9 protein-coding genes and 5 pseudogenes are annotated in these 11,026 nt (G+C 67.2%); 8 read left to right on the top strand and 6 right to left on the bottom strand.

Annotation, left to right across the window (positions count from 1 at the left end):
* Positions 1-142 precede the first annotated feature (142 nt).
* The 3 genes from ACWD4J_RS40065 to ACWD4J_RS40055 all read left to right on the top strand — a co-directional run bounded on the left by ACWD4J_RS40065 (position 143) and on the right by ACWD4J_RS40055 (position 1,825).
* Complete coding sequence (locus ACWD4J_RS40065; protein WP_451400482.1) at positions 143-736, top strand: TetR/AcrR family transcriptional regulator; 594 nt, start codon at positions 143-145, stop codon at positions 734-736.
* A 21-nt stretch (positions 737-757) separates the two neighbouring features.
* Positions 758-904, top strand: coding sequence for a hypothetical protein (locus ACWD4J_RS40060; protein ID WP_451400481.1), 147 nt, complete (start codon positions 758-760; stop codon positions 902-904).
* 498 nt (positions 905-1,402) lie between these two features.
* Entirely contained in the window at positions 1,403-1,825 is a 423-nt protein-coding gene (locus tag ACWD4J_RS40055; protein WP_451400480.1) for a hypothetical protein, read from the top strand.
* A 102-nt stretch (positions 1,826-1,927) separates the two neighbouring features.
* Here ACWD4J_RS40055 and ACWD4J_RS40050 read toward each other — a convergent pair whose 3' ends face one another.
* The gene (locus ACWD4J_RS40050) at positions 1,928-2,332 is read right to left on the bottom strand and encodes a hypothetical protein (RefSeq protein WP_451400479.1); all 405 of its coding nucleotides are present in this window, start codon (positions 2,330-2,332) and stop codon (positions 1,928-1,930) included.
* A pseudogene (locus tag ACWD4J_RS40045) lies at positions 2,329-2,508 on the bottom strand (IS5/IS1182 family transposase); the annotation flags it as partial. The gene ACWD4J_RS40050 and the pseudogene ACWD4J_RS40045, both read right to left, overlap by 4 nt.
* Positions 2,509-2,807: 299 nt before the next feature.
* On the opposite strand from ACWD4J_RS40045, the pseudogene ACWD4J_RS40040 reads away from it, so the two are divergent.
* Together ACWD4J_RS40040 and ACWD4J_RS40035 are read left to right on the top strand one after the other, a co-directional pair.
* Positions 2,808-3,269, top strand: a pseudogene (locus ACWD4J_RS40040) (recombinase family protein); the annotation flags it as partial.
* Positions 3,270-3,459: 190 nt separating this feature from the next.
* Positions 3,460-4,968, top strand: a complete 1,509-nt coding sequence (locus ACWD4J_RS40035) for a recombinase family protein (RefSeq protein ID WP_451400478.1) — start codon at positions 3,460-3,462, stop codon at positions 4,966-4,968.
* Between the two features lie 20 nt (positions 4,969-4,988).
* Here ACWD4J_RS40035 and ACWD4J_RS40030 read toward each other — a convergent pair.
* Positions 4,989-5,669, bottom strand: a pseudogene (locus ACWD4J_RS40030) (IS5 family transposase); the annotation flags it as partial.
* 79 nt (positions 5,670-5,748) lie between these two features.
* Entirely contained in the window at positions 5,749-6,261 is a 513-nt protein-coding gene (locus ACWD4J_RS40025; RefSeq protein ID WP_451400477.1) for a hypothetical protein, read from the bottom strand.
* Positions 6,262-6,464: 203 nt separating this feature from the next.
* Here ACWD4J_RS40025 and ACWD4J_RS40020 point away from each other — a divergent pair, with 203 nt between their 5' ends.
* Complete coding sequence (locus tag ACWD4J_RS40020; protein WP_267009341.1) at positions 6,465-6,788, top strand: hypothetical protein; 324 nt, start codon at positions 6,465-6,467, stop codon at positions 6,786-6,788.
* Here the strand turns inward: ACWD4J_RS40020 and ACWD4J_RS40015 are convergent.
* Both ACWD4J_RS40015 and ACWD4J_RS40010 read right to left on the bottom strand, forming a co-directional pair.
* Positions 6,780-7,980: pseudogene (locus ACWD4J_RS40015) on the bottom strand (IS110 family transposase). The gene ACWD4J_RS40020 and the pseudogene ACWD4J_RS40015 sit on opposite strands and share 9 nt — an antisense overlap.
* 186 nt (positions 7,981-8,166) lie before the next feature.
* Positions 8,167-8,580, bottom strand: a complete 414-nt coding sequence (locus tag ACWD4J_RS40010; protein WP_451400476.1) for a hypothetical protein — start codon at positions 8,578-8,580, stop codon at positions 8,167-8,169.
* A gap of 661 nt (positions 8,581-9,241) precedes the next feature.
* Here ACWD4J_RS40010 and ACWD4J_RS40005 point away from each other — a divergent pair.
* A pseudogene (locus tag ACWD4J_RS40005) lies at positions 9,242-9,589 on the top strand (transposase); the annotation flags it as partial.
* Between the two features lie 288 nt (positions 9,590-9,877).
* The gene (locus ACWD4J_RS40000; RefSeq protein WP_356332458.1) at positions 9,878-10,936 is read left to right on the top strand and encodes a vWA domain-containing protein; all 1,059 of its coding nucleotides are present in this window, start codon (positions 9,878-9,880) and stop codon (positions 10,934-10,936) included.
* The last annotated feature ends 90 nt before the right edge of the window (positions 10,937-11,026 follow it).

Genomic DNA, 11,026 nt, shown 5'->3' with positions numbered 1-11,026 from the left:
CCCATGACTGGGCGGTGTCCTTCCCGTGCGGCGGGGGGCAGGTGTGAAGGGCCCGCCCCCGAGAACTTGGAACGCTCGTTTCAAGATAGCGGTCGGGGCGGTATCTTGAAACCACTGTTCCAAGATGGTGGCGAGGTGAGGCATGGCGGACATCAAGCACTTCGATCCGGACGCGACCCTGGAGACCGTGGTCCGCCTGTTCTGGAAGCAGGGCGTGGCGGCCACCGGAGTGCAGGACATCGTGAACGCCACGGGGCTCAACCGCTCCAGCCTTTACTCCACCTACGGCGGCAAGCAGCAGCTCTACCTCGCCGCACTGAACCGCTATGTGGCGGCTCGCTCGCAGCCCGTCTTCCGGCAGCTCGCAGAGGACGGGCGGGGGCTGCCCACGGTCGCGGACTTCTTCCGCGGCCTGATCACCGCGCGCACGTCGGGAGAGCACGCGCGCTGGGGCTGCCTGGTGTCCAACGCGCACGCGGGCGCGGAGAGCGACGACCTGGAGGTGCGGGCCGTCCTCGACCGACACCACCAGGGGCTGTGCGACGCGCTCCGCTCCGCGCTCGAAATGGCAAGAAAGGATGGACAGTTGGCGGATTCTGTCGATCCGGCCTCGGCGGCTGAGCTGCTCGCGCTGCTCGCTTACGGGGTGAACGTGCGGTCGCGGGCGGGCGGCGACGCACGTTCCCTGAGCCGCACCGTCGATGCGGCTCTCGACTCGCTCCGGGCCCCGGGCTGAGCACTTGGGTCTCACTTCGCGGTGGCCGCCGAACAGATCCAGGCTCTCGAATCCGAGCCGGCCGCGAAGCTCTTCGACCGAACCCGCCGCAAGCTGTCACTCACGAACGATGAAGTAGCCGAGGGAGAGCCCGACCTGCCGGGGCTCAGCGACGTCCGGGTACGCTGAGGTTGTCTTAACGGAGTTTGGTGGACACCAACGTCTCGAATCACAACCGTCAGATCCGGCTGTCGTTCCTCGGGTAGTTCTGTGGCATCCACGACCGTACGAGCGATGTCCGGCCGCACCAAGCGAGGAGGCCCGCCCGGCTCAGGTCAGGGCCGCGTGAGCCGTTCCGCGCGGCGAAGGCGCAGCGGCGTGGCCGCCTGTCGTCAGGGATTCGAACGGGTCGCGGACGACCTGGCTGCCAGGCCGATGCCTCCCTTGAATCGCTCTCCGAGCCGATCCGGGCCGGCTGCCCTGCTCAGGTGCGACTCGGCGGCAGATTGTGCCAGCTGACGGCCAGGTAGGTCTCGGGCGTTGCGGCTTCGAGGAGATCGTCGTCTCCCCTGAGAGGTCGTTTTGAGAGCATTTGACAGGCGACGGTAGGCGCATGGGCCTCGCGGACCTTCATCGGCGACCATTCCCACCACGCTGTACGAGACAGCGCTACGCGATACTCGTCCCGTGGAGTGGTTCGAGCAGGCCCGGGCAGCGGAACAGCTTCGGGATTGGGATGCGGCTATCGCGTTGGTAAGCGCTCGCGCCGAGTGCTACTCCACCGATCACTACATGCACGACAACCATCTGTGGCACATGGATTTGCTCGCCCGTGCGGAGCGGTTCTCCGAACTCACGGAACTCGCTCTTACGGATGTCCATGCACGTCGGAGACTCAACAGATCGCTTCGCGAGCGGGGGATGGAGGCGGCGCTGCGCAGCCGCGCCAAAGATGGTGACCGTGACGCTCTGTACGTCCTTGCTCGGCTGCTGTGCGAGACACATCGGGCCCAGGAGGCCCATCGAGCAGTCCAGGACTTCGGCCCGGAGGATCAGTACGCACACCAGATCGTGGCCCGCTTTCGATCGCCGTCAAGCGGTGCGCAGTAACGCTCGACGCCTGCCTTATCTGACCTATCGGGAGGCGGTTCGTGGAGTGTGTCGTTCGCGGGTGAGACAGAGTCAGGGCTGTTGATCGCGGTGCTCGGTCGGCTAGTGGTTCCTGGTGAAGCTGCCGGCGTCGACCTCGGCGAGGACATCGAGCTTGACCAGGCGTTTCAGCTTGGCGCGGGTGCCCTCGATGTTCTTCGGCAGCAGTTCGTGGTCGAGGGCTTCGCAGACATCGCGGGCCCGGAGGGGGCCGGTGGCCTCGTTGAAGACGGCGAGGATGCGGGGGTAGTCCGGGTGCTCGGGCAGGTCGGGCGAGTCCGGGTGGGCGGGGAGCCGTTCGCTGAGGGCGGTGACGGTCTTGCAGGTGATGGCCAGGTGCTCGAGGTGGGTCTCGGCTTCCCGCAGCCGCGCCTGCAGTTCGGTGATCTGTGTGCGGAGGTCGTCGGCCAGGGCCCGGGCGGCGTCCTCTTGGATGCCGAGCGTGTCGAGCAGGGGCTGGATGTTCACGCGGTCACCGTCTGCGGGTCGCGCCAGGTGGGAGTGTTCGCGCCGGTGAGCCGGCGGGCCATGACGTGGGTCATGGCCCAATAGACGCGGGAGGCGGAGGAGGCCGGGCGGTGTTCGTAGTCGCGGACCAGGCGCCGGTGCAGTATCAGGATCCCGTAGGTCTGCTCCATCGCCCAAGCACACTGCGCTTATGGATAGTCAAAGCAGTGAGCGGACGCCGATAATCGGCCGTGAGGGCCTGCTGCGGTTGGTCGCTGTGGCGCCACGGTTGCGGGGCGGGCTGAGCGACGAGGGGAACAGGTCGTCATGCGCGACGACAGTGACGTCGGCCCCAGAGAACGATTCCGGTGGTGCCGGATGGGCAGGTGTGGGCGGCGCTGCCCGAGGTGAACCGGCAGGCGGTGGTGGGGCAGCTGATGCGGCTGGCGAGCCGCGCGTTGTCCGCCGCCGCGACGGCGAGTGAGCGGGACCAGCGATGGCCTCGGTGATGCCGTGGGAGCGTCCCGGCAGCAAGATTGACGACCGTCATCTGCAGCGGCTCGCGGTGATCTATGTCCGCCAGTCCACCCGCCAGCAACTCGTCGACCACCAGGAATCGACCCGGTTGCAGTACGCCCTGGTGGACCGGGCGGTCGCGCTCGGCTGGCAGGCGGACCGGGTCCTGGTGATCGACGAGGACCTGGGCAGGTCGGGGTCGAGTGCGGTCGCCCGCACGGGCTTTCAGCGTCTGGTCACCGAGATCGGGCTGGACCACGTCGGTCTCGTGCTGGGGATCGAGATGTCCCGGCTGGCCCGCTCCGGCAGGGACTGGTACCAGCTGATCGAGCTGTGCGCCCTGTCGGGTGCGGTACTGGCGGACACCGACGGTGTCTACGACCCGGCCGAGTACAACGACAGGCTGCTGCTGGGGCTCAAGGGCACGATGAGCGAGGCCGAACTGCACCTGATCAAGCAACGGATGTGGAGCGGGCGGTTGAACAAGGCCCGCCGCGGCGAGTTGGCCTTCGCCCTGCCCAGCGGCTATGTCCGGCGCCCGTCGGGGGAGGTCGCTTTTGATCCGGACGAGCAGGTGCAGACTGTGATCCGTCTGGTCTTCGCAGTTCGAGCGGCTCGGCACGTTGCACGGTGTGCTGCGCTATCTCGTGGACCACGACATCCAGTTGGGTATCCGGCTGCGCCAGGGTCCGGACAAGGGCACTCTGGAATGGCGAAGGCCGAACCGGATGACGCTGCAGAACCTGCTGCACAATCCCGCCTATGCCGGTATCTATGCCTATGGGCGGCGTCGGGTCGACCCGCGCCGCCAGGACCCGGCCCGGCCGAGCACCGGACGGGTCGTCCGCGCCCGGGACGGATGGCATGTGATGATCCCGAATGTCCTGCCCGCCTACATCACTGTCGCCCAGTTCGAGGCGAACGAGGTGAAGCTGGCGGCCAACCGCGCCCGCGCCGAAGCCATGGGCGCCATCCGGGGCGGCCCCGCGCTCGCGGCCGGGCTGGTGCACTGCGGACGCTGCCATCGGCGCATGAGCGTGCGCTACCACACCCAGCACAGCAAGGCCCTGCCCGAATACGTGTGCGCCCGCGACAAGACCAACTACGGCGCGGAGAAAGACTGCCAGCTGCTCAACTCCGCCTGCGTGGATGCCTTCGTCGAACAGGAGGTCCTCGCCGCCCTCACGCCCGCCGCCGTCGAGGTGTCCCTGCGTGCGGCCGACCAGGTCCTGGCCGAGCGGGCCGAACTGGAACAGCTGTGGTCGCAGCGGTTGGAGCGTGCCGCGCACAACGCAGACCGGGCCCGCCGCAGCCATCATCTCGCCGAGCCGGAGAACCGCCTGGTCGTGCGCCAGTTGGAGAAGGAGTGGGAGGAAGCACTCGCCGTCCAGCAACGGCTCGGCGAGGAATACGACCGCTTCACCCGCAGCAGTCCGCACATCCTCACTCCCTCTGAGCGGCAGACCATCACGACTCTGGCCGGCGACATCGAGGGTTTATGGCGGGCGCACAGCACCACGAGCGCGGACCGCAAGGAGATCATCCGCGCGGTCATCGACAAGGTCATCGTCACCGTGCTCGGCACCAGCGAGCAGGTGAAGATCACGATCGTCTGGGCCGGCGGCACCACCACCTCGGGACAACTCGTCCGCCCGGTCCAGCGACTGGAGCAGCTCAGCTACTACCCCCAACTGACCGCCCGGATCCGCGAACTCGCAGGCCAGGGCATCGGCCCCAGCAGGATCGCCGACCACCTGGAAGCCGAGGGCTTCCGGCCCGCGAAAGGCGGCAAACGCATCGCGGCAGCCACCGTCCGCGACCTCATGCGCCGCCTGGACTGCCCCGCAGGCCGTGTCCACCGACACCGCCCCGCACCACCCGGCGAGGAACCCGGCCCCAACGAGTGGTGGCTCAAGCACCTGGCCGCCGAACTGGACATGACGACCTCCACCCTCTACGCCTGGATCAACCGCGGCTGGATCACCACCCGCCGGGAAAGCCGCTGGCCCCACCGCCTCATCGCCCATGCCGACCAGCAAAAACTCACCGAACTCCGCGAACGCCGGACACGCCCGCCAGGCTGGTACAGCCGCCGCATCTGGGCCGAGCCTGTCGGCACAGCAGAGCATCAGACTCCATGAGTGCACTGTGCTTGACAGATCTCGACCCTCCACCGCTTCGGCTGCGGCACGAACCCCTTGTCCTGCGGGTTGCGTTCGACGATCTCGACGTCGATGCCCAGGCCGGCGCCGTGGATGACGACTTGGTTCTTGAAGCCCTGGTCGACCAGGCCCTTCTCGACGGTCCCGCCGGTGTGCTCGGCGACCTGGTCCAGCAGCGTGATGCCCGCGGCGTTGTCGTGCGCGCTCGCGGCGAGGACGGTGACGGCGATGACCAGGCCCAGCACGTCCACGGCCAGTCCCCGCTTGCGGCCCGGCACCCTTTTCGCCGCGTCCCGGCCGGTCGTGGAGGCGGGGACCCCGGCAGCCGCGTGGACACTCTGGGTGTCCAGCACCACCAGGGTCGGGTCCTCTAATCGGCGAGCCTTCTCACGGACCTGGCAGCGCAGGAGTTCATGAATGACCTGGTCAGTCCCGTCGTCCCGCCAGGCGGCGAAGTAGTAGTACGTCGCGCTCTTCGGCGGCAGGTCGTGTGGGAGGTAAGCCCACTGGCAGCCGGTCCGGCCCTGATTGAGGATCGCGTTCACGATCTCCCGCATCGCATAGGCGCCCTGGTGACCACTGACCGAGCGGTGCCGGTCCTTCCACGCCGTGATCACCGGCTCAATCAACAACCACTGCCCATCCGATAAGTCGCTTGGGTACGGCATGCGTTCACTCACCCCACCACCCCAACAGACCACCAGTTGTGGACCAGCGGATTCCGCCCGCACCCACACCATCAGGCGACGACAGAAACACTCAAAGACTCACGAACCGCCCTCTGAGATCGAGCTGCGGTTCCTGGTGGCGGTGCAGAAGATCACTCCACTCGCTCGTCGAGCCCTGTTCGTAGGCATCGCGGAGCATCGGGCGAAGTCGTGGGCGGGCTTCTTCCTGCTGTTCGCGAAAGATCCGTCGGCGGGTGAGGCGCATTTCCTCCTGCGCTTCCTCGCTGATGTGCTCGGTGTCGGGCTGCTGGTCCTCGGCACGAAGTCCTGGGGTGCGCCGGGCGATGACCAGGTCCTCTTGATGGAGGCGCTCGCAGGCGGCGAACAGGCGGCGGGACATGCCGAGGTGGACCTCGGTCCCGGGAATGCGGCAGGTGAGGAAGTCGTCCAAACCCATCGAGCGAACACCCGCGCGGAGGATGTGCTGCTCGGCTTGGGTCTCTGCGCCGCGGGCGTCGGCCCGTAGGGCCTGGGTAAGGGCGTCCTGCTCCAGGGGCGTGGTCAATCCGGTACGCCGGCGGCGGGAGGTGCGGTCGGCGGGCACGGGCACGGTCCGCAGCAGCGAGGCGGGCGCGGAGCTCAGAGCGAGGTAGGTGAGCATCTGGGCGCGGGCCGCGCCGATGAGCGCGTCGTCGCTCTCGCCGAGGTGGTCCTCAAGATTTCCCGGCCTCGCCGATCCCCCGTCTTCATCGGACCGGGGGGGGTGCCCCTATCTCTTTGGTCAAGGTCGTGGGTCAGGATGGCGGCATGACGACCTGGTTCCGCACCTACTACGAGGACGAAGATCTGTGGCTGTATTTCGAGGCCGATGACGAAGGCTGGGCAGCGCGACAGGTTGAGGTCCGGGGGCAGGACTCGCGTCCGGTGACAGCAGCCTCCTTGGAAGAGGTGCTGCACTTGCGTGATCATGCAGATCTCGCGGCGATGTTCCGCTATGAACGGCAGTACGGCGTTCTCGCCGAAGGTCCCATGGACGGCTGGCAGGACCAGCCGCAGGCGGCCGAGATCTCCGCGGAGGAGTTCGAGCGGCTGTGGGCTGAAGCACGGCGGGCTCTCGGCGATTCAGCCTGACTTGGCGGGTTGAGGTTCGTAGAAGGTTCCGTCGCGGAGCATCGCGAAGAGGACGTCTGCCCGTCGTCTGGCGAGGCAGAGCAGGGCCTGCGTGTGGTGCTTGCCCTGGGCGATCTTCTTGTCGTAGTAGGCCCGCGATGCTGGTTCGCCCAGGGCGGCGAACGCGGAGAGGAAGAAGGCTCTCTTGAGCTGCTTGTTTCCTCTCCTCGAGGGCTGTTCGCCGCGGATTGAGGACGCTGAACTGCGGGTTGCCGGGGCGAGACCGGCGTAGGCGGCGATGGCCGGCGGTCGGGAACGTGCTGCCGTCACCGACCTCGATCAGGATCCGGGCTCCGGTCCTGACGCCGACCCCTGGCATCGACGTCAGGACCTTCGAAAGAGGGTGAGCCTCCAGCAGTTCCTCGATCCGCCCGGCCAGCAGCTTGCGCTGGTCAAGGACAGCAGCCAGGGATCCGGCCAGGCTCGGGACGATCAGAGCGGCTGCCTCGGTGCCCGGAACGGTGACGGTCTGCTCGTCCAGAGCGGTGAAGATCTCCTCGACCAGTCGCTCGGCCATCCGCGGGGCCTTCGGCCGTAACAGCGTGACCAGCCGCCGCCGTCCGGCCTTGCGGATCTGGGCCGGTGACCCGAACCGCTCCAGCAAGGCCAGCACCGCCGGGTGCTGCAACCGCGGCCCCAGCACCCGCTCCAGCGAAGGGTGGATTTGGGTCAGCAGGCCATGGAGCCGGTTTGCGACCCTGGTGGCCTCGCCGGCCAGGTCGTCGTCGAACCCGACGGTCATCTCCAGCTCGGCGATCGTCTCGTCCTCGCCGTCGATCGCCCGCAGGGTGTGCGGCATCGCGCGGGCCGCGTCGGCGATGATGAATGCGTCCTTCGCATCCGTCTTGGCCTCGCCGGGGTAGAGGTCGGCGATCCGCCGCATCGTGAGGCCCGGAAGGTAGGCCACGGGGCAGCCCATGTCCCGCGCGACCGCCAGCGGCAGGGCCCCGATCGAGGCCGGCTGGTCGACCACGACCAGCACCGTTCCGTGCTTGGCCTGCAGCTTGGCGAACAGCTCGCGGAGCTTGGGCTCGGTATTGGGCAGTCGCTTGTCGAAGGCCTTCTTCCCGGCCGGGGTGACGGCGGTGGCGTGGTGTTCGCCCTTGCCGACGTCCAGGCCGAGGAAGACGTCGATGTCTTCGGTGTCGATCACGTGCGAGCCCCTCCGCTCACGCTTTCGTCCGGCCTTGCCTCGGCATCGAGCTGCCACACCCACGTTACGGAGAGCTCTTCCGGCCCGGGTGAAGCCGGTGCTCAAGCCCCTCATCAGCGGTCCGTCGATGCCTCCGGACCCGGTGACACCACCCCCCGGATCATCAACCGCAACAAGGGGCGGAAGTCATGCCGGACCCGAAGGCCGGAGGCCCCATTGCGGAGCCACGAAAAAGGTAACGGGGGGCGGGAACGGCAGTTTGCCGGGGTGGAGGTCGTGGTCGATGGTGAGGAAGAGGTCTCCCCCCGGTCGTACGGAGGCGCCGACCAGGACGGCGCGGTGGGCGTACGGGCTGAGGATCTTGCTGCCGGACTCCAGCTGCGCCCACCCCTTGCGGAGCACACCCACGCCGACGTTGCCGCCCTTGGCCTCGATCAGCCAGTACATGCCCTCCGTCTCATGTCGACCCCACAGATCGGGCAGCTTTGCGCCTGGGTTCTTGAACGCGTTGTGCAAGGCGGGTACGGGGCCGCCGAGTTCGAGATGCTCGGCCTGCGCGAGGCCCAGCAGAGAGCGGCACGCCCACTCGGCCATCGTCATGCCTAGCCGGTAGGCGGCGGCGTTCTTCGCGGTCCGCTCGGTGCCGTACGCCTAGACCGGATTTAGGGTCAGGCGCCGGCCCACTGTGTCCGGCACGGGGTGTCTGGGGGTGACGTCGTGCATCCCGAGATAGGCGTACAGCGGGGGATACTCGGGCGACGAGTTCCCCGCGCGCATACCGAGGCTGGTTCTGCAGCTGCGGGGTGACGTCACGGCCGACCTCCGTGGCGGCCTTGATGATCTCCCGCCACGTGGACGTCGGCGCGTACCAGCCGTCGGCCGCAGGCAAGCCGTCCGCTCCATTCCACGGTGCGTGCTTGGCAGTACGCCACTGCGTACGGGGCTTGTCCGCGGGCCCGTCGCGGAAGAGAACCGGTATGTCGAAGCTGTCGGCGTGGACGAGCGGCGGTGCGTCGGGCACGCGTGCGGGAGAGGACCACTGTGGCACGCGCCAGGAGCGCCCCGGCTTTGTGTTCCGCCGCGTACGTCTTCGCAGTCGACTCCCGCACCCTGACCGGAGGTTGCTGCGAAGGGGGCTGCGAGGGTGAACCGACGGCACGCGAGCATGGAGGAGGGGAGCGCCCTCCGGTCCGGCAATGGATCGGTACTCGCGCCCTGACACCGGATCCCCACCGTCATCTGCGCCGACGAGCTGGGGCCGGTGATCCCGCGAACCTTCCCGCCCGCGCCGGGCTGGTCACCGGACGGGCACCGGATCAAGTCCGAGATCGACTACAGCCGCGGGCCGCAGAAGGCCTGGGTCTACGGGGGCTTACGTGTCCGGGACGGCCAGCAGATCACTATGGCCGCTTCCTCCCGCAACAGCGTCTTCTACCAGCAATTCCTGCAACTGGTCGAGGACGCCGACCCGACCGGCGAGATCTGGATCGTCACCGACAACCTGTCCTCCCACAACAACCTGTCCACCCGGACCTGGCTGGAGGACCACCCCCGGATCCGCCACGCGTTCATCCCGGTCGGCGCGTGCTGGCTGAACATGCAGGAAGGCTGGTGGCAGATCTTCCGCAAGACCGCCCTGGCCGGGCGGTCCTTCGCCAACCCCGACGACATCACGCAGCCACGGCCGTGGCCACCCGGCAACTCAACGCCCGTGCCAGGCCCTGGATCTGGGGTCGGCCAGCCCCGCCCACCCGCCAACTACGACGCCGGTATGTGTACATCCGATGAGGAATCCAGCACTAGATGCAGGCAGGTGAATGAGCGTCAAACGCCGTTGTCAGTGCCTCCCCATAAAGTGAAGACATCACTCGGGGAGCCTCGGAGGGGGAGCACAAACGTGTCCGCAAACAAGATCCAGCACAAGGTGAATCACGTCGCGCTGGTAGTGGACTGTTCGGGTTCAATGCGTCCGCACCAGAGTCAACTCATTCGAGTTGTGGACGAGTTCGTGGCGGGGTTGAAGGCCGAGTCGGACAGCCTCGGCCACGAGACACGGATCAGCCTCTACTCCTTCGACCACAAGGTGGAGAACCTGGTCTGGGACATGGACGTGAAGCATCTGCCGTCCATGCGGGGGCTGTACCAGGTCAACAATGGCGCTACGGCCCTCATCGAGGCTTCTCTGAAGTCCCTGGACGACCTGGGCCATATTTGGGAGGAATACGGCGAGCACAGCTTCCTCCAGATCGTCGTGACGGACGGTGAGGAGAACGCCTCCGGCGGCGACAGGCGGCACGACGGCGACATGGCCATCCTTGGCCCTTGGCTCGACAAGATCGCGGCGAAGATGAGCGGGCTTCCGGGCCACTGGACTTCCGCGATCCTCGTTCCCAACTCCCTGGCCAAGCGCACCGCCCAGAACTACGGTTTCCCGGCCGGGAACATCGCCATCTGGGATGCGGATTCCCAGAAGGGCGTCGAGGAGGCGATCGGTACCGTGCGCGCTGCCGCCACCAGCTTCCTCCGCGGGCGAGAGCAGGGGGTGCGCGGCACGAAGAACCTGTTCGCCGTTGGCCAGGACATATCGGTTGACGAGGTGCGGGCGAACCTCGAACCGATTCCGGCTGACAAGTACCGGCTCCTGAAAGTCGACAAGGAGGTCGAGATTCGCCCCTTCGTCAACTCGCATCCGGGCGTGACGTACGAACGTGGTTCGTGCTACTACCAGTTGGGCGCCCGGGCTCAGGTTCAGCAGAACAAGGAAGTCATCGTGGTCGAGAAGGACACCGACCGCGCCTATACGGGCGACGCGGCACGCAGCCTTTTGTTCGGCACGGATGTCCAGGGGACCGTCTCCGTGAAGGCGGGGAACAACCCCAAGTTGGAGGTGTACGTACAGAGTCGTTCGGTGAATAGGAAGCTCAAGCCGGAGACACGTCTGCTCATCATGCTCTGAGTGGGCGGTTCGTGAGTCTATGTGTGGTTCTGGTGTCGCCTGATGGTGTGGGCGAAGCCGGAACGTGCCGGTCCGATGCCGGTGGCCTGC

Source organism: Streptomyces sp. NPDC002577 (assembly GCF_053594815.1).
This window is presented reverse-complemented; position numbering and strand designations above follow the sequence as displayed.

What these genes read in the sequence shown, in the direction of transcription:
- ACWD4J_RS40065 (WP_451400482.1), top strand. Translation starts at nt 143, where the DNA reads ATGGCGGACATCAAGCACTTCGATCCGGACGCGACCCTGGAGACCGTG.
- ACWD4J_RS40020 (WP_267009341.1), top strand. Translation starts at nt 6,465, where the DNA reads ATGACGACCTGGTTCCGCACCTACTACGAGGACGAAGATCTGTGGCTG.
- ACWD4J_RS40010 (WP_451400476.1), bottom strand. Translation starts at nt 8,580, where the DNA reads ATGACGATGGCCGAGTGGGCGTGCCGCTCTCTGCTGGGCCTCGCGCAG.